21 protein-coding genes and 1 riboswitch are annotated in these 20,101 nt (G+C 56.5%); of the genes, 17 read left to right on the forward strand and 4 right to left on the reverse strand.

Annotated features, from left to right (window positions below; genetic code table 11):
- Positions 1-536: 536 nt before the first annotated feature.
- The 15 genes from C7E10_RS11310 (at position 537) to C7E10_RS11380 (ending at position 12,522) form a co-directional block, all read left to right on the forward strand.
- A complete protein-coding gene (locus tag C7E10_RS11310) occupies positions 537-1,151 on the forward strand; it encodes an Asp23/Gls24 family envelope stress response protein (RefSeq protein ID WP_105327366.1) in 615 nt (204 codons plus the stop codon).
- Entirely contained in the window at positions 1,148-1,669 is a 522-nt protein-coding gene (gene amaP / locus C7E10_RS11315; RefSeq protein WP_105327367.1) for an alkaline shock response membrane anchor protein AmaP, read from the forward strand. The genes C7E10_RS11310 and amaP overlap by 4 nt, the downstream gene beginning before the upstream one ends.
- A 10-nt stretch (positions 1,670-1,679) precedes the next feature.
- A complete protein-coding gene (locus C7E10_RS11320; protein WP_105327368.1) occupies positions 1,680-1,904 on the forward strand; it encodes a DUF2273 domain-containing protein in 225 nt (74 codons plus the stop codon).
- Positions 1,905-1,930: 26 nt separating this feature from the next.
- The gene (gene nusB / locus C7E10_RS11325; RefSeq protein WP_105327369.1) at positions 1,931-2,359 is read left to right on the forward strand and encodes a transcription antitermination factor NusB; all 429 of its coding nucleotides are present in this window, start codon (positions 1,931-1,933) and stop codon (positions 2,357-2,359) included.
- A complete protein-coding gene (locus C7E10_RS11330) occupies positions 2,349-3,305 on the forward strand; it encodes a Kae1-like domain-containing protein (protein WP_105327370.1) in 957 nt (318 codons plus the stop codon). Before nusB ends, C7E10_RS11330 begins: the two co-directional genes overlap by 11 nt.
- Positions 3,302-4,660: an exodeoxyribonuclease VII large subunit gene (xseA, locus tag C7E10_RS11335; protein WP_105327371.1), complete on the forward strand. Its 1,359-nt coding sequence runs from the start codon at positions 3,302-3,304 to the stop codon at positions 4,658-4,660. Before C7E10_RS11330 ends, xseA begins: the two co-directional genes overlap by 4 nt.
- Positions 4,661-4,663: 3 nt before the next feature.
- Positions 4,664-4,909 carry an exodeoxyribonuclease VII small subunit gene (gene xseB, locus C7E10_RS11340; RefSeq protein WP_105327372.1) on the forward strand — a complete coding sequence of 82 codons (246 nt, stop codon included), beginning with the start codon at positions 4,664-4,666 and terminating at the stop codon, positions 4,907-4,909.
- Positions 4,909-5,784 (forward strand): polyprenyl synthetase family protein, encoded by an 876-nt coding sequence (locus C7E10_RS11345; protein WP_105327373.1) that lies wholly within the window; start codon positions 4,909-4,911, stop codon positions 5,782-5,784. The genes xseB and C7E10_RS11345 overlap by 1 nt, the downstream gene beginning before the upstream one ends.
- A gap of 20 nt (positions 5,785-5,804) precedes the next feature.
- Positions 5,805-7,706 (forward strand): 1-deoxy-D-xylulose-5-phosphate synthase, encoded by a 1,902-nt coding sequence (dxs, locus tag C7E10_RS11350; RefSeq protein WP_105327374.1) that lies wholly within the window; start codon positions 5,805-5,807, stop codon positions 7,704-7,706.
- Positions 7,703-8,506, forward strand: coding sequence for a TlyA family RNA methyltransferase (locus tag C7E10_RS11355; RefSeq protein ID WP_105327375.1), 804 nt, complete (start codon positions 7,703-7,705; stop codon positions 8,504-8,506). Before dxs ends, C7E10_RS11355 begins: the two co-directional genes overlap by 4 nt.
- Before the next feature lie 12 nt (positions 8,507-8,518).
- Entirely contained in the window at positions 8,519-9,394 is an 876-nt protein-coding gene (locus C7E10_RS11360) for an NAD(+)/NADH kinase (RefSeq protein ID WP_105327376.1), read from the forward strand.
- A 14-nt stretch (positions 9,395-9,408) separates the two neighbouring features.
- Entirely contained in the window at positions 9,409-9,861 is a 453-nt protein-coding gene (gene argR / locus C7E10_RS11365) for an arginine repressor (RefSeq protein WP_105327377.1), read from the forward strand.
- A 4-nt stretch (positions 9,862-9,865) separates the two neighbouring features.
- Entirely contained in the window at positions 9,866-11,578 is a 1,713-nt protein-coding gene (gene recN, locus C7E10_RS11370; protein ID WP_105327378.1) for a DNA repair protein RecN, read from the forward strand.
- Positions 11,575-12,132 (forward strand): NUDIX domain-containing protein, encoded by a 558-nt coding sequence (locus C7E10_RS11375; RefSeq protein WP_199614613.1) that lies wholly within the window; start codon positions 11,575-11,577, stop codon positions 12,130-12,132. The genes recN and C7E10_RS11375 overlap by 4 nt, the downstream gene beginning before the upstream one ends.
- Positions 12,133-12,261: 129 nt before the next feature.
- Positions 12,262-12,522 carry a stage V sporulation protein S gene (locus C7E10_RS11380; protein WP_071142732.1) on the forward strand — a complete coding sequence of 87 codons (261 nt, stop codon included), beginning with the start codon at positions 12,262-12,264 and terminating at the stop codon, positions 12,520-12,522.
- 76 nt (positions 12,523-12,598) lie between these two features.
- Here the strand turns inward: C7E10_RS11380 and C7E10_RS11385 are convergent, their stop codons facing one another.
- From C7E10_RS11385 to C7E10_RS11400, 4 genes are all read right to left on the reverse strand, one after another.
- Positions 12,599-13,510 carry an ABC transporter substrate-binding protein gene (locus C7E10_RS11385; protein WP_370450905.1) on the reverse strand — a complete coding sequence of 304 codons (912 nt, stop codon included), beginning with the start codon at positions 13,508-13,510 and terminating at the stop codon, positions 12,599-12,601.
- Positions 13,511-13,596: 86 nt separating this feature from the next.
- Positions 13,597-14,289: an ABC transporter ATP-binding protein gene (locus C7E10_RS11390; protein ID WP_105327379.1), complete on the reverse strand. Its 693-nt coding sequence runs from the start codon at positions 14,287-14,289 to the stop codon at positions 13,597-13,599.
- A complete protein-coding gene (locus C7E10_RS11395; RefSeq protein WP_105327380.1) occupies positions 14,286-15,038 on the reverse strand; it encodes an ABC transporter permease in 753 nt (250 codons plus the stop codon). The genes C7E10_RS11390 and C7E10_RS11395 overlap by 4 nt, the downstream gene beginning before the upstream one ends.
- Positions 15,035-15,289, reverse strand: coding sequence for a TM1266 family iron-only hydrogenase system putative regulator (locus C7E10_RS11400; protein WP_105327381.1), 255 nt, complete (start codon positions 15,287-15,289; stop codon positions 15,035-15,037). Before C7E10_RS11400 ends, C7E10_RS11395 begins: the two co-directional genes overlap by 4 nt.
- A gap of 430 nt (positions 15,290-15,719) precedes the next feature.
- Between C7E10_RS11400 and C7E10_RS11405 the strand changes: the two genes are divergently transcribed.
- Positions 15,720-17,063, forward strand: a complete 1,344-nt coding sequence (locus C7E10_RS11405; protein WP_105327382.1) for an MATE family efflux transporter — start codon at positions 15,720-15,722, stop codon at positions 17,061-17,063.
- A 47-nt stretch (positions 17,064-17,110) separates the two neighbouring features.
- Positions 17,111-17,272, forward strand: a riboswitch (M-box (ykoK) riboswitch).
- Positions 17,273-17,345: 73 nt separating this feature from the next.
- Positions 17,346-20,099, forward strand: coding sequence for a magnesium-translocating P-type ATPase (mgtA, locus tag C7E10_RS11410; protein WP_105327383.1), 2,754 nt, complete (start codon positions 17,346-17,348; stop codon positions 20,097-20,099).
- The last annotated feature ends 2 nt before the right edge of the window (positions 20,100-20,101 follow it).

A 20,101-nucleotide genomic window follows, 5' to 3' on the forward strand; every position in this document is an offset into this window, starting at 1 on the left:
CTCCTTTGAAATATACAGAATTATCTCCATTATAGCATGGAGCGCCGGTGATTTACAGATGGGCAACGGAGAACCTTTGCGGGCGAGGCTTGCATGGGCAGTTTAACCAGGTAAAATACAGCCGCCTCTGAAAGTTTTAGCATTTACACCTTCTGGCAGAAATATCCTCAAGTCCTTGAAAATTTATGCTCCTGACCCAAAGAAAATTTGCCTCAATTGCATTTAACAGGAACTAGTTTTTACGAAATTTGCATATTGAAAGAACATATGTTCGTTTGTTATACTATAGGCAATGGGCGTGGTGGTGCAGAACGCTTCCAGCTACACAATGTATCCTTTTTCAGGCTGGGGAACCTACGCCCTTCTTCCAACAGCCGGGAAACCGCATTTTCCTGCTGACCCCGGAATCCCACGCTGCCAGGCACGGCATAGGTCAACCAAGGCAAAATTACCTATATTGACTATCATATATTGGAATGATTTGTTATAATAAAGGGATTAGAAATGTATAAACTTGCGTTTGAGGAGAAGGTCCTATGAACGAAGAAAATGAAAATCTAACGCCCCCCATTGATGGGGATCCGGACCAGGAGGATATGGGTGCCATCAAGGTAGCCGACGAGGTTCTGAGCATTGTGGCAGGACTGGCGGCTTCCGAGGTCACCGGAGTCTACGGCATGAGCGGCGGTATCCGGGAAGGGCTTACGGATATGCTGGGCAAGCAGAACTTTTCCAAGGGCATCAAGGTCTATACGGAAGGGCATACCGTCCGGGTGGAAGTCCATGTGATCATTACCTATGGCTACAACATTCCCGATGTGGCCATTAAGCTTCAGGAAAAGGTCAAAGAGGCCGTGGAAAACATGACCGGCTATGAAGTCACCGGCGTGGACGTCCATGTGGAAGGGGTCCGCAAGAAAGAAGAAAAGCCGTTCTCCGACAAGGATTATACAGATGAACTGGTAAAGAAGTGGGAAGAACCTCCTGCTGAGCCGGCAGCCCTGCCGGAGTCCGCAGAAGGGGCAGCCAAAGAAAATAGTACTGAGGCACCGGCTCCCCAGCAGGAAGCCCCAGCGCCCCAGGCAGCTGCCACTCCCGAAACAGAAAAGGCCAAAACTGCTGAAGGCGGGACTCCGGAGGTAGAACCATGAGCATACTGGATCGGATTATCTTAACCCTTTATACCTGCATTATGGCCGTAGTGGCCGTTTTGGTGGTGGTGGTCAGCGTCAACGGGATTCCCGTGGCGGACCTGATGGATTTTGCCGCCCAGGTGCCGGGCCGCATTGAGTATACGGTGGGCGGCCTGGTGCTGTTTTTGGTGAGCATCCGCCTGATTGTGGCCAGCTGGAGCCCCGGCGGCAGCAACGACCTGACCTTTGAAAACGACCGGGAAGGGGTCATCCATGTGAGCCAAGGAGCCATGGAAGACTACATTGCCGGCTTTACCAATGATGTGTACGGGGTGTTCGGCGCCAAGGTCCGGGTCAAGATGGCCAAGGATAACCAGCTGAATGTGCGGATCAACGCTTCCATTGAGCCGGGCATCAACATTCCCGATACCACCGACGAAGTGAAGCGCACCGTCAAAAAGAACATCAAGAATGTAATCGGCGTGGATGTGGCCGATGTAGCACTCTATTTTAAGCATATCAAGGCGAAGGAATAGGGGGTTCACTATGTGGCAGGAAATCCTGAAAAAATTGTTTGAAACCTCCCGCTGGCGGATTATTTGCGCTTTCACCGGACTGGTGGTAGGCGTATTATTCATCCTGTTGGGATTTTTCCGGGCGGTATTTTTATTGTTTTGTATCGGCCTGGGATTTTATATTGGAAACAAAATGGACGAAGGCGAGGATCTGGTGGATTTGCTGGATAACCTGCTGCCGCCCTATCGCAAATAGAATAGAAAAGAACCGGAGAGAAAGAAATGAGCAGAAGAGACGCACGTACCATTGCCTTAAAGAGTTTATTTGCCCTGGATTTTGACCAGGAGAAGACAGAACAAACCGCAGCCGAAACCGTGGCTTCCTTGGCCACTGAAGAAGAATTTGCCAAGGTAGGCAAGAAGGACAGAGCCTATGCCCTGGCCCTGGTGGAAGGCACGGAAAAAAATCAGGCTGCCATTGATGCAGAGCTGGAATCCCTGTCCGGGAACTGGAAAGTGGAGCGCATGAGCGCCATTGACCGGAACCTGCTGCGGATTGCCGCTTATGAAATCCTCTATGCTCCGGAGCCCGTACCGGCCGCAGTGGCCATCAACGAGGCTGTGGAACTGGCCAAAGCCTACGGCGGAGATGATTCCCCGTCCTTTATCAACGGCCTGTTGGGACACCTGGTGAAAAAACATGGTGCCTGAGGAAGCCGTGCTGGGTATAGATACCAGCTGTTATACCACTTCTGTGGCTGTTCTCAGCCTGGAAGGAAAGCTGCTTGCCGATGAGCGCCGGCTGCTGAAGGTAAAACCCGGCAGACGGGGGCTCGCCCAATCGGAAATGGTCTTTCAGCATACCCGCAACCTTCCTGAATTAATTGAAAAAATCAATCTGGCCGGCATATCTCTTAAAGCGATCGGAGTCTCGGAAAGACCCCGGCCGCTGGAAGAATCCTATATGCCGGCCTTTCTGGCAGGCTTGGGAACCGCCAGAAGCCTGGCCCATCTGCTGGGACTGCCCCTTTATACCACTACCCACCAGCATAACCATATGTATGCCGGCCTGTGGTCCGTGGGGCAGGAGGCTCCGGAACGGTTCCTGCTGGTGCATATTTCCGGGGGAACCACGGATATGCTCCTGGCCGAAAAGACACCGGAAGGGGAAGTGCGGCTGACCCCGGAGGGCACCAGCATTGACCTGCACGCCGGTCAGTTCATTGACCGGGTGGGGGTGGCCCTGGGCCTTGCCTTTCCCGCCGGTGCTGCCCTGGAAAAGCTGGCCGAAACGGCGGCTAAGGCCTATCCGCTGCCCGTTTGGACCAAGGAGTCCCAGCTGAGCCTGTCCGGTCCCTGCACCAAGGCCCTTAGGGCTGCCCAGCAGGGGGCAGACCCGGCGGAGCTGGCCCTGGGAGTGGAAACGGCCATTGGCCAGGGCCTTGGCAAGGTGCTGGGCTATTTGTGCGGGAAGTACAACGTAACCAAGGTACTTCTGGCCGGCGGGGTCAGCGCCAACGGGGAAATCCGCCGGCAGGTGGGCAGCGCCTTGACCAAACAAGGCTGCCAGCTGTGGGCGCCGGAGCCCCGCTATAGTGTGGACGGTGCCGTGGGCACCGCTTGGTATACGGCCCAAAAGGAGGGACGGAAGCCATGATTTTTGGCAAAATCTATACAGTTACGGAAGTCAACAAGATTGTCAAAGGTCTGATCCATGAGGAACCGGAATTTGCCAATCTCCAGATTCAGGGGGAAGTGTCCAACTTCCGCCAGTATCCTTCCGGCCACTGTTATTTCAATTTAAAAGACGACCGGGGCCTTTTAAAGGCCGTGATGTTTGCCGGGGCTGCCCGGCGTCTGAAGGCCCTGCCCAAAAACGGGGATCAGGTCATGGGCGTTGGCCGCATTGACCTATACGAACGGGACGGGGTCTACCAATTTTACGTAGATATGCTGATGCCCCTGGGGGCTGGCAATCTGATGGCAGCCTTTGAGGAATTAAAGCAGAAGCTTTCCGCCGAAGGTCTGTTTGACCCGGAGAAAAAGCGCCCCCTGCCGGCCCATCCGGAAGTGGTGGGGGTCATTACCTCCTCTGCTGGAGCAGCGGTCCGGGATATTATCAACGTAGCCGGCCGCCGGGACCCGGGGGTCAAAATCCGGCTTTACCCGGTAAAGGTCCAGGGTACGGAAGCCCCCGAAGAAATTGTCCGGGGCATCCGCTTCATGAACCGGCACAAACTGGCCGACGTATTGATTGTGGGCCGGGGCGGCGGGTCCATGGAAGACCTGTGGGCCTTTAACGACGAGCGGGTGGTCCGGGCCATTGCGGCCTCCCAGATTCCTGTGGTTTCCGCAGTGGGCCACGAAATTGACTTTACCCTCAGTGACTTTGCCGCGGACCTTAGGGCGCCCACCCCGTCTGCAGCAGCAGAGCTGGCGGTGCCGGAACGCACCGGGGACCGGGAAAAGCTCCAGAACCTGACCAGACGTCTGGAACGCCAGGTCACCAGTGCCCTGGACCAGTGGGAAAACAGATTTCTGCGGGCTGCCCAGTCCCGGGTGCTGCGCCATCCGGAGGGACTGCTGAAAGACCAGCAGGAGCGGCTGGAACGGGCCGCTGCTTCCTGGGTGTTTACCCGGCCGGAACGGCTGTGGGAAAACAAAAGCCGGCAGCTGGAACGGCTGCAAAGCTCCTGGACCTTGCGGGAACCGGAGCGGCTGTGGGAAGACCAGAGCCAGCAGCTTGATATGCTGCTCCAGCGGCTCCAGGCTTCGGCCAAACAAGCCCTGGAAATCCGGCAGCACCGGTGGGAAGTGGTAAGTTCCAAGCTGGAAGCCCTGAGCCCTTATGCGGTGCTCCAGCGGGGCTACTCGTTAACTGAAACTGACAAGGGCCAGGTTATCCGGTCCATCTCCCAGGTAGAGCCGGGCAGCCGGCTGGTTACCCATGTGGCAGATGGTACCGTGGTATCCACGGCTCAGGAGATACAGGAGAAAAAGGAAGGACAATAAACCATGGTGAGAAAAAAAGCAGAAACCCCGTCCTTTGAAGAGGGACTGAAACGGCTGGAAACCATTGTAGAACAACTGGAAAGCGGCGAACTGCCCCTGGAAGAAACCCTGGCCCTGTTCAAGGAAGGCATGGGGCTCAGCAAGCAGTGTGCAGGCCAGCTGCAGCAGGCCCAGCAGGATGTGAAGAAAATCGTGGAAGACGGCAAGGACGACTTTTCCTTAGCCCTTTTCCCGGAGGAGAAAGAATAATGGAACTGAAAAGTTATTTGGCAGAGCGGGGCAAACTGGTAGGGGACTACCTGCACCAGCGTCTGGGCCAGGGGAGCATCTCCCCGGTAGATGAAGCCATGGAATATTCCGTGGAAGCAGGCGGCAAGCGGCTGCGGCCTATTTTGATGATGGCAGCGGCCGATGCAGCAGGCGCCGACGGCACCAAGTTTTTGCCGGTGGCCTCCGCCCTGGAAATGATTCATACCTATTCCCTGATCCACGATGACCTGCCCTCCATGGACAACGACGACTACCGCCGGGGCCGGCTCACCAACCACAAGGTGTACGGGGACGCCATGGCGCTGCTGGCCGGGGACGGCCTTTTGACCCAGGCCTTTGAAGTCATGCTGGAACAGCCAGGCGTAGACCCTGCGGTCCTTTTGAAAGTTGTCCGGCTGGTGGCCCACTGCGCTGGCCCTGTAGGCATGGTAGGGGGGCAAGCTTTGGATATTACCTCCGAAGACAAGCACCTGTCCGCCGCCGAAATGAAACAGCTCCATGAAGCCAAAACCGGTGCCCTGTTTGTGGCAGCGGTCCGGGGCGGGGCCCTGCTGGCCGGAGCTGATGCCAAGACCCTGGAAGACCTGACCCATTTTGCCAAACTCTTTGGCCTGGCCTTCCAGATTACCGACGATATCCTGGATGTGGTAGGGGACGCAGCCGTTATGGGCAAGCCCAAGGGCTCCGATGAGAAGCTGCATAAATCCACCTACGTATCCTTGTATTCCTTAGAAAAAGCCCGGGAAATGGCTGCAGAAACCCTGCGCGAAGCCGAAGCAGTACTGGCTCCCTACGGGGAAAAGGCCGAAGTACTGTTAGAAATCACCCGGTATCTATACAATCGCAAGAAGTAAGTGAGAGAGGACAGGTGTTAATGAGCTTACTAGAAACCATTCACACACCGTCAGACCTAAAAAAAGTACCTGTGAACAAACTACCCCAGCTGTGCCAGGAAATCCGTGACCTGCTGATCCAGGTGACCTCCAAAAACGGCGGCCATCTGGCCCCCAACCTGGGGGTGGTGGAGCTTACCGTAGCCCTGCACCGGGTGTTTTCCATGCCCCGGGACAAGCTTGTCTGGGACGTAGGCCACCAATCCTACGTCCACAAGATTCTCACCGGGCGTCAGGACGCGTTTTCCACCCTGCGCCAGTACGGGGGCCTCTGCGGCTTTCCCAAGCGCACGGAGAGCGAATATGACTGCTTTGGCACCGGCCACTCCAGCACCTCCATTTCGGCGGCTCTGGGGATTGCCTGTGCCAGGGATCTGGCAGGGGACGACTACAACGTGATTGCCGTCATTGGCGACGGCGCCCTTACCGGCGGCGAAGCCATGGAAGGGCTGAACAATGTAGGGGATATGCACAAAAAGCTGATTGTCATCTTAAATGACAACGAAATGTCCATTTCCAAAAACGTAGGGGCGCTGTCCACCTATCTTATCGAGCTGCGCACGGACCCCAAATATTCCCGAGTGAAAGAAGACATCGAAGGGGTGCTGAAAAGCATACCCTCCATCGGGGATTCGGTGGCCCGGCTGGCAGCCCGGCTGAAGGACAGTTTCAAATACTTTTTTGTGCCCGGTATGCTGTTTGAGGACCTGGGCTTCAAGTACCTGGGTCCGGTGGACGGCCACGACCTGGCAGCCCTGACAGAAACCCTTGAAAAAGCCAAAAATCTGGATGAACCGGTGCTCATCCATGTAATTACCACCAAAGGAAAAGGGTACAAACCGGCGGAGCAGGAACCCAACCGGTTCCACGGCACCGGCCCCTTTGACATTGCCACCGGCAAGAAAATCGCCAAGGCGGGCACCCCCATTACCTATACCAAAGCCTTCAGCAACACCCTGGTGGAGCTGGGGGAAAAGGACAAGAAGCTGGTGGCCATTACGGCGGCCATGCCGGAAGGCACGGGCCTGGACGTGTTTGGCAAGTACTACCCGGACCGGTTCTTTGACGTGGGCATTGCCGAGCAGCACGCCGTCACCATGGCAGCAGGGCTGGCGGCCAATGGCTACCACCCGGTAACCGCTCTGTACTCCACCTTTGCCCAGCGGGCCTTTGACCAGCTGCTCCACGATGTGGCCATGCAGAACCTGCCCTTTATCCTATGCCTGGACCGGGCGGGACTGGTAGGGGACGACGGCGCCACCCACCACGGCAACTACGACCTTTCCTTTGTGTCCCTGCTGCCCAACTTTACGGTGATGGTACCCAAGGACGAAAACGAACTGCGGCATATGGTGAAAACCGCCGCGGCCATGAAAACCCCGGTGATGCTCCGGTATCCCAGGGGCGCCGGGCTGGGGGTGGATATTTCGGAACCCCTGCACACCCTGCCCCTTGGCAAAAGTGAGCGGCTGGCAGAAGGTACGGATCTGGATATCTGGGCCGTGGGCACCATGGTGGAAACTGCCCGGGAGGCCGCAGCAGAACTGGCCAAGCAGGGCATTTCCGCCGGGGTGGTGAACGCCCGGTTTGTGAAGCCCCTGGACCAGGAAGCACTGGTGAAAGCAGCCCAGCGGGTACCCCTTCTGGTTACCCTGGAAGAAAATGCCCTCCGGGGCGGCTTTGGCGCCGGAGTCCTGGACCTGCTGAACCGGCAGCAGCTGCTGAAGCGCTGCCAGGTGCTGAACCTGGGGATTCCCGACGTTTTTGTCACCCATGGCAAACGGGACCTGCTGCTCCGGGATTTGGGCCTGGATGTTCAAGGCGTTACCCAAACCCTGACAGAAGCCTGGGCAAATCTGAGAAAAGAGAAAGAGAAGCAATGAGTAAAGAACGACTGGATGTATTTTTGACCCGGGAAGGGTATTTTGAAACCCGCAGCAAGGCCCAGGCCGTAATCATGGCCGGCGAGGTCCTGGTCGACGACCAAAAGGTGGACAAGCCGGGAACCATGGTAAAGCCAGATGTGAAGATTACCCTTTTGGGCAAGAAAATGCCCTATGTAAGCCGGGGCGGCTACAAGCTGGCCAAGTCCCTGGAAGTATTTCCCATCGATTTGACGGACAAGGTTATCGCAGACCTGGGAGCTTCCACTGGGGGGTTTACAGACTGCGCCCTGCAAAACGGCGCCCGGAAGGTATTTGCCATTGACGTGGGCTACGGCCAATTGGCCTGGAAACTGCGCCAGGACCCCCGGGTGGTCAATCTGGAACGGACCAATGTCCGCTTTTTGGAAGAAGATTCCCTGGGAGAAAAGGTGGACGGCATTACCATAGATGTGGCCTTTATCTCCCTGGACAAGGTACTGCCCAGTGCCTATAAAATTTTAAAAGACGATGGCTTTCTCATTGCCCTGATCAAACCCCAGTTTGAAGCTGGCCGGGAGAAGGTGGGCAAGAAAGGGGTGGTCCGGGACCGGGCCGTCCACTTGGAGGTCATCGAAAAGGTGCTGGCCACCGCCCGGGAAATCGGGTTTGTGCCTTTGGGCCTGGATTTTTCACCCATCCGGGGACCGGAAGGCAATATAGAATATCTATTATATGCAGGAAAACAGGGGGAAGATGCTGTTACGGAAGACCGGATTCAGGCCGTGGTTGCAGCGTCCCATGACACCCTGGAAAAATGAGGGGGTAAAACTATGGACGAGATGCAGATTGGTGTTTTTCCCAATTTACCCAAAGAAAAAGTACGGGATATATTGCCCAAATTGGTGGAGTTCTGCCGGAAAAACCAGATTCAGGTGATTTTTCCCCAGGAAATTGCGGACTCCTTCGGGGTGCCCGGCTATGACCAGGACGACCCGGCCAGCCTAAGCAAGCTGGACGTGGCCCTGACCCTGGGCGGCGATGGAACCATTCTTCGGGCCGCCCGGCACGTGACGCCGCTCAATATTCCCCTTTTGGGCATTAATCTGGGAAAACTGGGCTTTTTGACCGAAGGGGAGCTGGCGGACCTGTACCCTTGCCTTTTGAAGGTGCGGGACCGGCGCTATACCATTGAAAAGCGCTCCATGCTCCAGGTCACCGTGTGGGAAGGCAAGCACCTGGTGACCAAGGCCCACTGCCTGAACGATATGGTGCTGGAAAGCGCCGACCGTTCCCGGCTCACCCGGCTGGGGGTAAAAATCGGCGGAGAACCTACCGCCAATGCGCCTTCCGACGGCCTAATCGTGGCCACCGCTACTGGCTCCACGGCCTATTCCCTGTCCGCAGGGGGCCCGGTGGTCCATCCCAGCCTGAAGGTAGCCATTTTGACACCCATCTGCCCTCACGCCCTCCATGCCAGACCCCTGGTGATTCCCATCAAGGATCCCATTGAAATTGAACCCCGGCCGCCCTACGAAACCATCTTGATTTCCGCAGACGGCATGACGGTCAGCCACCTGGAGCCCAACCAGAAGGCTGTCATTGAAAAATGTCCCTTTGATGCCCGTTTTATCCGGACCAGCCCCTTGTCCTACTACGAAACCTGGCAGGAACGGATGCTGAAGAACGAGGGACAAACCATCAAGTAGGAGGTTTCCAGACCATGAAACTATCAAGACAAGAAGCCATTAAAAACATTATCGCTACCCAGCATATTGAAACCCAAACGGACCTGGCCGAGGCTCTGCGGGACGCCGGCTTTAACGTGACCCAGGCCACCGTGTCCCGGGACATCAAGGACATGATGCTCATCAAGGTCCCAGATGACAATGGCCGCTACAAGTACGGGTTCCCCACGGACAACGGCGAGATTCTGACCCGGGAACGGCTGGAGGATACCCTCCGGCGCTACATCCTCACCATCAACTCCTCGGAAAACCTGATTGTGATCCACACCCAGCCCGGTACGGCCCAGGCCGTAGCCTATTCCCTGGACCACCTGAACTGGGGGGACCTGCTGGGTACCGTAGGCGGGGACGATACCGTCCTTTTGATTGTGGACGGCAAAGAAAATGTGGAAGCCGTGAAAAGACGGCTGATGCTGAAAAAGGTCTGATACCATGCTGACCTCACTGGAAGTACATAATTTTGCCCTGATTGACCACCTGCGGGTGGATTTCACCCCGGGCTTCAATGTGTTTACCGGGGAAACCGGTGCCGGCAAATCCATTCTCATTGATGCCTTCAGCATTGTGCTGGGCAGCCGGGCTTCCGTGGATTATTTGCGCCAGGGGGACGATGCCTACTGGATCCAGGCCGTTTTCGATATTGAAGATCAGCCCGGGGTGCAGGCTATTTTGAAAGAACTGGACATGGACGCCGAGGACGGCATGCTGTTCCTGCGCCGGAAAGTCACGGCCCAGGGCAAGAGCCAGGCCTTTGTCAACGAACGCCAGGTGCCCGTCCACGTACTGTCCCGGCTGGCTTCCCAGCTGGCGGATATCCATGGCCAGCACGAAAACCAGACCCTTTTGGCTGCGGGCGCTGCCCTAAACATCTTGGACAGCTACGACCCGGGCATTGGGCCCCTGCTGAAGGACTACCAGGACAGCTACCGCCAGTGGCAGCAGGCTGACCAGGAGCTCCAGCGCTGGCTGAAGAAGGATTCCCGGCAGACCGAGGACCTGGAACGGCTGGAGGGGGAAATCAAGGAAATTGAGGACGCCCATATCCAGCTGGGCGAGGACGAAACCCTCCGGACCCAGGTGAAGAAGCTGCTGAACCAGGAAAAAATCCTGGAAGCAGTGGGGGAAGCCTATCACTACCTGAACGGCTCGGAAGAAGAAAGCAGCAGCGTCCTGGACAGCCTGAACGCTGCCCTGGGCTCCCTGGATCGGGTGCTGGAATACGCCCCGGAGCTCAGCCGTTACCGGGAGGCCATGGATTCCTCCTGGCAGGTGCTGGAGGACGTGCGCCAGTCCCTGGGGGACCTGCTCAGCAGCGACCCGGAGGACCGGGAGCAGCTGGCCCAGGCCCAGGAACGGCTGGACCTGCTGTACCGCCTGAAACAAAAATATGGGGGCTCCCTGGAAAAGGTACTGGCCTACCAGGAAGCCGCCCAGACCGAATACCAGGGCCTCCTTTCCCTGGAATCCACCATCCGGAACTGCCGGAAAAAGGCCGATGCCCTGCGCCAGGAACTGGAGCGGAAGGCGGAGGCCCTGACGGTGGAACGGAAAAAGGCAGGGGAGTCCCTGTGCAAGGCCCTGCTGCCCCATATCCACGATTTGGCCATGCCCCAGGGGCGGGTGGAAATCGGCTTTACCAAACTGTCCCACTGCGGCCTGAAAGGCCAGGACGAAGCCGTTTTCCTGTTCTCGGCCAATGCTGGGATGCCTGTAAAGCCCCTGGCCCGGATTGCTTCCGGCGGCGAATTGTCCCGGTTTGCTTTGGCGCTGAAGACCGTCATGCTGCGGAATTTTGGGGTTCCCACCATGATCTTTGACGAAATTGATACCGGGGTGGGCGGGGTGACCGCCCAGAAAATGGCCGAAAAGATGGCCCTGATTGCCGGCGAGCGCCAGGTGCTGTGCATTACCCACCTGGCCCAGATTGCCTGCTTTGCGGACCACCACCTGTATATTCACAAATCCACCGCCGGCAGCAGCACCACCAGCCAGGTGGAAGCCCTGGACCAGGAAGGCCGGATTCAGGAAATCATGAGAATGACCGGCGGCACCAACCAATCCCAGTCGGCCCGGGAAAACGCCCGGGAGCTGCTTGCTATGGCGGCTGCCGTGAAAAAACAGAATAAGGAGCCGAAGAAAAAATGAAAATCATGCATGATCAGCGCCTGGACGAAGAAAAGCTGTCCAGTGAGCGCGGGTTTGACGGACGCCTGCTGCACGTGGATATTGACCGGGTCAAACTGCCCAGCGGACGGATTACCACCCGGGAGACCATCAAGCACCCTGGAGCAGTAGGTATACTTCCCGTGCATACCGACGGACGGATTACCTTAGTGAAACAGTATAGATACCCTGTGCACTCCGTTTTGTACGAAATTCCCGCAGGAAAATTGGAAAACTGCGAGAATATCATCGACTGTGCCAAGCGGGAACTGTCTGAAGAAACAGGTTTGACCGCAGACGAGTGGACTTACCTGACTTCTATTGTCACTACACCTGGCTTTACCGATGAGGTAATACATTTGTACGTAGCAAAAGGACTGCATGAAGGGGCTCAGCACCCGGATCCTGACGAATTTCTGGATGTGGAAACCTTTACCCCGGACCAAGTTCGGGAAATGGTCCTGAAAGAAGAGCTTTTTGACGCAAAATCCCTGTCCGCCCTGCTGTTATATCTGATAAAAGGGGAACATTGTTAAAGGAATACGAAATTTCTATAGCCAAAATAAAAGATAATGTAATGCTTTTTGGGAAAATGTGTTATAATAACAATAAATTTATTTTTAAATTTATTGTTCATTATTGAAAAAACGAGGGGGATACACAACATGGATGTACTAAAAGTTTCTACAAAATCAAATCCGAATTCTGTAGCTGGCGCATTGGCCGGAGTTCTGCGGGAAAATGGCAAAGCAGAAATCCAAGCCATCGGTGCTGGTGCCCTGAACCAAGCTGTTAAAGCAGTGGCCATTGCCCGTGGCTTTGTGGCTCCCCACGGCATGGACCTGGTGTGTGTTCCCGCTTTCATCGACATTAATATTGATGGGGAAGAAAGAACGGCAATCAAATTGCTGGTTGAACCGCGCTGAGTAAAATCGCTAAAAATGCAAAAAAATAAGGAATGGAAAACAATTGTTTTCCATTCCTTATTTTTATTTTAAACGCTTACTGCACGAACAGCGCGTCCACATCGACTTTCTTCTCCATCATGCCGGATTGTACCAGGAAGTCCTGGGTCTTTTTCAGGGATTCCTTGGCTTCAGGAGTGATGGTCATGCTGAAGTCATACAGAGGGAACATTTCCTTGACGGCTTCGGGGCTCAGGTCCGTGGCTTTGGCTGTCAGGGACAGGGCTTCGTCAGGGTTCTTCTTCATGAAGTCCAGGGTTTCTTTCTGGACGGCCAGGAAGGTGTCTACCAGGTCCTTGTGGTCCTTGTAGAACTTGCCGCTGACGGCAGTAACGGTCAGGCCGGAAACCAGACCGTCGCCGGTGGTAACCACGTTCAGGCCTTCTTTTTCGGCGTTGTAGGCCAGAGGGCCAGCCAGCAGGGCGCAGTCAGCGCTGCCGTTTTCCAGGGCGGAGTGGGCAGCGGGCAGGCCCATGGAAACGAATTTCACATCATTCATGGTGAGCCCGGCCTTTTGCAGGTAGGCTGCCAGCAGTTCGTGAAGGATGGTGCCCTTAGGTCCGGCAATGGTTTTGCCTTTCAGGTCAGCAGCGGTCTTGATGGAGCCGTCCTTGCTGAACAGCTTGAAGGCTTTGGGAGCCTGGGAGTATAGGCTGATAATCTTGATGTCGTTGCCATTGGCAGCGGACAGCAGGACGGAGGAGCCGCCTACACAGTTCAGGAACTGAATGTCCCCGGAAGCCAGGGCAGCAGTTTGGTCAGCCCCGGAAGTAATGGTGGAGTAGGAGGCGGTGATGCCTTTTTCCTTGAATTTCTTTTCAAAGCTCTGCTGGGCCTTTTCCACAATGGAAGGCACGTTCAGGGGAGCCTGTACATAGGTAATGCTGACTTTGTCCACAGAGGGGGCTGAGGGCTTTTGGCTGGTGGTGCTGCTGCCGCAGCCGCCCAGAAGTGCTGCCGCAGCCAGACAGCAAACGGCGAGAAACAGGGAATGGAGTTTCTTCAAGTGAATCAAATCCTTTCTAAAGTAGAAATTTATGCGAAAGCAGCCAAAATGCTGCGTTTGGCCTCAATAAAAGCAGGCGAGAGCAGGTCCCGGGGGGCTTCCTGCCGGGGGAAGGTTTCTTCGTGGGCCAGGCACCCGTCCTGGAGCACCAGGATCCGGTCCCCCAAGAGCAGGGCCTCGTCCACGTTGTGGGTGACCAGCACGTAGCCGATCCCCAGCTGCCGCTGCATCCGCAGGAGCTCCAGCTGGAGCTGGCCCCGGGTGAAATAGTCCAGGGCGGCAAAGGGCTCGTCCATGAGAATCAGGTCGGCCTGTAGGGCCAGGGTCCGGGCCAGGGCCGTGCGCTGCTGCATGCCCCCGGATAATTCGCTGGGGTAGAGCTTAGCGGCTTCCATGAGCCCCGTCAGCTTCAGCAGCTGGTCCACCTGGCCGGGCTTTTCCCCTTTTGGGAGCCCCAGGGCGATGTTTTCCCGGCAGGTGAGCCAGGGCATCAGCCGGGCCTCCTGGAACATCATGCCCAGCTTCAGCCCTTCCGGCAGGGTAATTTGGCCGGAGGTGGGGCGCTCCAACCCTGCCAGGAGCCGCAGAAAGGTGGTCTTCCCGCAGCCGCTTTTCCCCAAAAGCACCGTACAGGCGCTGGGGTCAAGGGTCAGCGTCAGGTCCCTTAGGACCGTCTTGGACCCAAAGGCTTTGGTCAAATTTTTAATGACCAGCGGTTTCATAGGCGCCTCCTTTCCCAGGGCAGGCAGAGCCAGGTCAGCAGGGTAAAGGCCCCGTCCAGCACCAGCCCCAGGGCTCCAATGGTGAGAATGCCGATAATGACCTTGTCGCTGCGGCTCATGGCTTGGGCGTCCAGAATCAGATACCCCAGCCCGCTGTCGGCGGCAATCATTTCCGCCCCGATAATGGCCCGGAGACTGTAACCCATGCCCACTTTCATGCCTGTGAGAATCCCCGGCAGAGCAGCCGGCAGACGGATTTTCCGCAGCTGGGTCCAGCGGTTCATGCCCAAAATCCGGCCTACCTCTAACAGCTTGGGGTCGCAGCGCCGGAACCCGTCATCCATATTCAGATAGATGGGGAAAAAAGACGCCAGGATAATGACGATGGCCTTGGGCACCTCCCCGATGCCAAACCAGAGAATCAGGAGCGGAATCAGGGATAGAGGGGGTACATGGCGAAACACTTCCAAAAGCCCGCTGTAGGCCGCCCGGAGCCGGGGGAAAAGCAGCCCTACCGCACTAAACAGGCAGGACAGCCCAAAGGCGCAGACAAAGCCCAAAAGAATTCGGCGCAGGCTGATGGCCGTATGCTTTGCCAGCTCCCCGGATTGGAGCAGTTTCTGGGCCGTGGCGCATACCCGCTCCGGAGAGGGGAGAATGTAGCTGCTCCACAGACCCAGCTGGGTCACCAGCTGCCACAGGGCCAGTACCACCAAAAAAGGCAGCAGGTAGGAAATTGCCTTCTTCATTTCTTTTCCGCCTTGGCATAGGCGGTTTTAGCGGATACTCCGTCTAGTTTGCCAATCCGGCCGGACAGGGTGCTGATTGCGTCCTGGGGCGCGTCCACCACTACGCTGATGATGTTCATGTTCCGGGCGTGGTAGGGAATGCCCATCCGGCCGATAATATAGGGGCTGAACTGATGGAGCAGTTGGTTCAGCGCCTGGATGGAATCCGGATTTTCTACAATAATGCCGATAATGGCCACACGGGTTTCCATGGGAACCTCCTTGTATCATAAAAAAAGCCGCACCTGGGACAGATGCGGCGCAAAAAGACTATGCGAAAAACGTGGCATCTTCCATCGCAAGAAACTTTTGATGTGAGAGCAGGGCTTGGGCGGCCAGGGGATACCTTTTGCAGGAAGCACTTCCTGCGGCAGGACAATCCGCAGCCTTTAATGAGTATACGCCCGGACCGATGCTTTGTAAAGACTTTGACACTTTTCCAAGAGGACTCGGAAGAATCTGACAACAGTTTTCCGTAGAGAAAAAATAATATTAACTGCCTCTATATTTATAGTAAACTGCTATGTATCCATGCTATAATAAGAAAGCAAAAATGTGATTTTTTATACAATATATATGTGAGGCGGGATTTCTACGGACAGTTCAACGCGTAAAGAAAAAGAGAATGCGAAACTCCACAAGATGCTGGAAACGCCGGTACGCAAGCTCATTGCTTCCCTGGCCCTTCCTTCCATCGTCAGTATGCTTTGTACCAGCTTTTACAATACGGCTGATACGTACTTTGTCAGTAAGATTGATACCAGTTCCACCGCAGCGGTAGGGGTTACCTTTGCCAGCATGGCCATTATCCAGGCCATTGCCTTCTTCTTCGGCATCGGTTCCGGCAACTCCATTTCCCGGCTGCTGGGGGCCAAGGAGCGGGAAAAGGCCCATGTGATGGCTTCTACCAGCTTTTTTTATGCCTTTATCTGCGGCTGCCTGGTGGCCCTTGTGGGGAATCTGTTTGTGTCCCAGATTGCCACGGCCATCGGCTCCACACCCACCATTTTGCCCTACGCCATTGCGTACCTCAGCGTTATCCTGTGGGGGGCGCCCATAATGATGTGCTCCCTGGTGATGAACAACCACCTGCGGTTCCAGGGCAGCGCTGCCTTTGCCATGGTAGGCATTACCGCCGGGGGCTTTCTGAACGTGTTCCTGGACCCAATCTTTATCTTCAAATTCCACCTGGGGGTGGCCGGGGCGGCCTACGCCACCATCCTCAGCCAGTTTGTCAGCTTCTGCATCCTGTTTAAGATGACCCGGACCGGGGGCAACATTCCCATCCGGCTGAAGGATATCCATCCTTCTCGGCGGCTTTTCCAGGAAATCGCCGCCGGGGGCGCACCTTCCCTGGTGCGGCAGGGTACCACCAGCGCTGCCACCATTTTCCTGAACGTGGCCGCCGGCGCCTTTGGGGACGCCGCCATTGCCGCCATGTCCATTGTGACCCGGCTGAACTTCTTTGCTGCCGCCGTGATCATCGGCTTTGGCCAGGGCTTCCAGCCCGTGTGCGGCTTCAGCTATGGGGCTCGGAAATTTGCCCGGCTGCGGAAGGGCTTTACCTTTGCCCTGGAGTTCACCACCTGTTTTGGCATTGTGGTTTCCATTGTAGGGGCCATCTTTGCCCGGGAAATCATGGTGCTGTTCCGGGATGACCCAGCGGTAATCACCACCGGTATTTGGGCCCTGCGGGCCCAGTGCCTGACCTTCCCCCTGTCGGCCCTGGTGGTCATGACCAATATGACCCTCCAGACCACCAGGCATACCCTGGGCGCCATGATGGTGGCGGCCGGCCGCAGCGGGGTCTTCCTGATTCCACCCCTTTTGGTGCTGCCCCGGCTGTTCGGCCTGGGTGGACTGGTATGGTGTCAGGCTATATCGGACGTGCTGTCCTTTATTCTTGCTGTAGCCTGGATTCGGGCGTTTTTCCGGGAAATTCCCAAGCAAAACCTGGTATTAAACACCGATTCCACCATAAAATAAAACCATTTGACAGTCCACGCCAAAATGACTATACTAAGTATGCAATTGAATAGCTCCGGTAGGTAAGGCTACTACAGGGATATGGGCTGCTGCCGCAACAGGATGGAGACATCCCGCGTAGGTCTGAACAGGCTGCATCAAATCGAAGGTGCAGCATAATGCAGTTACACCGCCCTGCAGAGTTAAAGCTCGTACGGCGGCAGAGTTAAATCGTTTTTCTGTGTTTTCGCCGTTCGGGTTTTCCCGGACGGCTTTTTTATTGTATTGACAAGGAGGTGCACCATGAACAAGAACACTATGGAAAAGAAAAATCAGGCAGCCGCTGCTGCTACCCAGGCTGCCCTGCAAAAGGAAGCAGCCCTGACCGCAGAAGCCCTGCTCCAGCAGTTGGGAAGCTCAGCCCAGGGCCTCACCGCCGACCAGGTGGAAAAGAACCGGGAAACCTATGGAGAAAACAAGGTTACCCAGGAAAAGAAAAAGTCCGTGGGGGTGCGCCTGGCCGAAGCCTTTATCAACCCCTTTACGGTAATCCTGTTTGTGCTGGCCGGGGTATCGGCGGTCACCGATATTATACTGCCTCTCATGCAGAACCGGCTGGACGACTACAACCCGGCCACCGTTATCATCATTACCGTGCTGGTGCTCCTGTCCGGGTCCCTGCGCTTTATCCAGGAAACCCGCAGCGGGGACGCCGCCGCCAAGCTCCTGGAACTGATTACCACCACCTGCACGGTCATCCGCCAGCCGGAGGGCCAGACGGAAATCCCCCTGGAAGACGTGGTGGTAGGGGACCTGGTATTCCTGTCCGCCGGGGACATGGTTCCTGCGGACCTGAGAATTTTGGAAGCCAAGGACCTGTTCGTCAGCCAGGCCTCCCTTACCGGGGAAAGCGCGCCCCAGGAAAAGGTGCCGGCAGTGGCTGCCACTTCTGACAAAGCCGTGACCGAGCTCAGCAACCTAGCCTTTATGGGCACCAACGTCATCAGCGGTTCTGCCACCGGCCTGGTGCTCCGCAGCGGGGACCACACCCTGTTTGGCAGTCTGGCCAGCTCCATGGCCCAGGAAGCTCCGGAAACCAACTTTACCAAGGGCGTCAACGCCGTATCCTGGATTCTGATCCGCTTTATGATGGCCATGGTGCCCATCGTCTTTGTAGTCAACGGCCTGACCAAAGGGGACTGGCTCAACGCCTTCCTGTTTGGGATTTCCGTAGCCGTGGGCCTGACCCCGGAAATGCTGCCCATGATTGTTACCACCTGCCTGGCCAAGGGCGCCGTTTCCATGAGCGAGAAAAAGACCGTGGTGAAAAGCCTGAACTCCATCCAGAGCTTTGGAGCCATGGACGTGCTGTGTACGGATAAGACAGGGACCCTGACCCAGGACCGGGTAGCCCTGGAATACCACCTGGATGCCTTTGGCAAGCCCAGCCAGCGGGTGCTGCGTTATGCGTACCTGAACAGCTACTTCCAGACCGGCTACAAGAACTTTATGGACCGGGCCATCATCGCCCGGACGGAGCGGGAAGAAACCGAAGACCCCAAGCTCCAGGACCTGTCCGAAACCTACACCAAGGTGGACGAGATTCCCTTTGACTTCTCCCGCCGGCGCCTGTCGGTGCTGGTAATGGGCCACGACCACAGCACCCGGATGATTACCAAAGGGGCCGTGGAAGAAATGCTTTCCATCTGCAAATATACCGAGCAGGGCGCGGAAGACGTGCCCATGACCGACGAATTGCGCAAAACCATCCTGGCCGTGGCTGACCGGCTCAACGACGAAGGCATGCGGGTTATCGGCCTGGCCCGGAAGAACGACCCCTCTCCGGTAGGCGCCTTTGGGGCCAAGGACGAAACGGACATGATCTTCATGGGCTACCTGGCCTTCCTGGATCCGCCTAAGGATACCGCCATGGCCGCCATCAAGGCCCTGAAGGACCACGGGGTTTCCACCAAGGTGCTCACCGGGGATAACGAAAAGACCACCCGGTGCATCTGCCGCCAGGTGGGCCTGCCGGTGGACCACATCCTCCTGGGCAGTGACCTGGAACACATGGACGACGCCACCCTCCAGAAGGAAGCCGAAACCACCACCGTCTTTGCCAAACTGTCCCCGGACCAGAAAGCCCGGGTAGTGGAAGCCCTCCAGGCCGCCGGTCATACCGTGGGCTTTATGGGGGACGGCATCAACGACGCCCCGGCTCTGAAGATTGCCGATATTGGCATTTCCGTGGACAGCGCCGTGGATATTGCCAAGGAATCCGCCGACATCATCCTGCTGGAAAAGAGCCTTATGGTGCTGGAGCAGGGGATTGTGGAAGGCCGGAAGACCTACGCCAACATGATCAAGTACATCAAGATGACCGCCTCCTCCAACTTCGGGAACATGTTCTCCGTCCTGGCAGCCAGTGCCCTTTTGCCCTTCCTGCCCATGATGAGTCTGCAATTAATCATCTTGAACCTGGTGTACGAAATCTCCTGCATCGCCATTCCCTGGGACAACGTGGACGAGGAATTCCTCAAGGTGCCCCGGAACTGGGACGCTTCCACCATTGGCAGCTTCATGATCTGGATGGGGCCCACCAGTTCGGTGTTCGACTGGATTACCTATCTGGTGCTGTACTTTGTGATTTGTCCCCAGTTTGTGTCCGGCGGCCTGACCTACAACCAGATTCCCACTACGGCGATGCTTACCTCCGGCCCCATGGCCGGCCTCACCGTCCGGGACGCCTACGAAGCCATGTTCCAGGCCGGCTGGTTTGTGGAATCCATGTGGACCCAGACCCTGGTTATCCACATGATCCGCACCCCCAAGATTCCCTTCCTGCAAAGTCATGCGTCGGCTACCCTGACCACGCTCACCTGCGCCGACATTGCCGTGCTGACGGCTCTGCCCTTTACGGGAATCGCCCGGGACCTGGGTTTCGTGCCCCTGCCGGGAAAGTACTTCTACTTCCTGGCCCTGGTGGTCATTGCCTATATGCTGCTGGCCACCAGCGTAAAGAAAGCGTATATCCGGCATTACGGCACCCTGCTGTAGTG

This window comes from Acidaminococcus hominis (assembly GCF_900291475.1).
GTDB lineage: Bacteria > Bacillota > Negativicutes > Acidaminococcales > Acidaminococcaceae > Acidaminococcus > Acidaminococcus hominis.

Excerpts from the sequence above, each read along its gene's own strand:
- C7E10_RS11320 (WP_105327368.1), top strand. The coding sequence starts at position 1,680 with ATGTGGCAGGAAATCCTGAAAAAATTGTTTGAAACCTCCCGCTGGCGG.
- dxs (WP_105327374.1), top strand. The coding sequence starts at position 5,805 with ATGAGCTTACTAGAAACCATTCACACACCGTCAGACCTAAAAAAAGTA.
- nusB (WP_105327369.1), top strand. The coding sequence starts at position 1,931 with ATGAGCAGAAGAGACGCACGTACCATTGCCTTAAAGAGTTTATTTGCC.
- C7E10_RS11400 (WP_105327381.1), bottom strand. The coding sequence starts at position 15,289 with ATGGAAACCCGTGTGGCCATTATCGGCATTATTGTAGAAAATCCGGAT.
- C7E10_RS11390 (WP_105327379.1), bottom strand. The coding sequence starts at position 14,289 with ATGAAACCGCTGGTCATTAAAAATTTGACCAAAGCCTTTGGGTCCAAG.
- argR (WP_105327377.1), top strand. The coding sequence starts at position 9,409 with ATGAAACTATCAAGACAAGAAGCCATTAAAAACATTATCGCTACCCAG.
- C7E10_RS11330 (WP_105327370.1), top strand. The coding sequence starts at position 2,349 with ATGGTGCCTGAGGAAGCCGTGCTGGGTATAGATACCAGCTGTTATACC.
- amaP (WP_105327367.1), top strand. The coding sequence starts at position 1,148 with ATGAGCATACTGGATCGGATTATCTTAACCCTTTATACCTGCATTATG.
- C7E10_RS11395 (WP_105327380.1), bottom strand. The coding sequence starts at position 15,038 with ATGAAGAAGGCAATTTCCTACCTGCTGCCTTTTTTGGTGGTACTGGCC.
- C7E10_RS11375 (WP_199614613.1), top strand. The coding sequence starts at position 11,575 with ATGAAAATCATGCATGATCAGCGCCTGGACGAAGAAAAGCTGTCCAGT.
- recN (WP_105327378.1), top strand. The coding sequence starts at position 9,866 with ATGCTGACCTCACTGGAAGTACATAATTTTGCCCTGATTGACCACCTG.
- C7E10_RS11345 (WP_105327373.1), top strand. The coding sequence starts at position 4,909 with ATGGAACTGAAAAGTTATTTGGCAGAGCGGGGCAAACTGGTAGGGGAC.
- C7E10_RS11360 (WP_105327376.1), top strand. The coding sequence starts at position 8,519 with ATGGACGAGATGCAGATTGGTGTTTTTCCCAATTTACCCAAAGAAAAA.
- xseB (WP_105327372.1), top strand. The coding sequence starts at position 4,664 with ATGGTGAGAAAAAAAGCAGAAACCCCGTCCTTTGAAGAGGGACTGAAA.
- C7E10_RS11310 (WP_105327366.1), top strand. The coding sequence starts at position 537 with ATGAACGAAGAAAATGAAAATCTAACGCCCCCCATTGATGGGGATCCG.
- C7E10_RS11380 (WP_071142732.1), top strand. The coding sequence starts at position 12,262 with ATGGATGTACTAAAAGTTTCTACAAAATCAAATCCGAATTCTGTAGCT.
- C7E10_RS11405 (WP_105327382.1), top strand. The coding sequence starts at position 15,720 with ATGCTGGAAACGCCGGTACGCAAGCTCATTGCTTCCCTGGCCCTTCCT.
- C7E10_RS11355 (WP_105327375.1), top strand. The coding sequence starts at position 7,703 with ATGAGTAAAGAACGACTGGATGTATTTTTGACCCGGGAAGGGTATTTT.
- mgtA (WP_105327383.1), top strand. The coding sequence starts at position 17,346 with ATGAACAAGAACACTATGGAAAAGAAAAATCAGGCAGCCGCTGCTGCT.
- xseA (WP_105327371.1), top strand. The coding sequence starts at position 3,302 with ATGATTTTTGGCAAAATCTATACAGTTACGGAAGTCAACAAGATTGTC.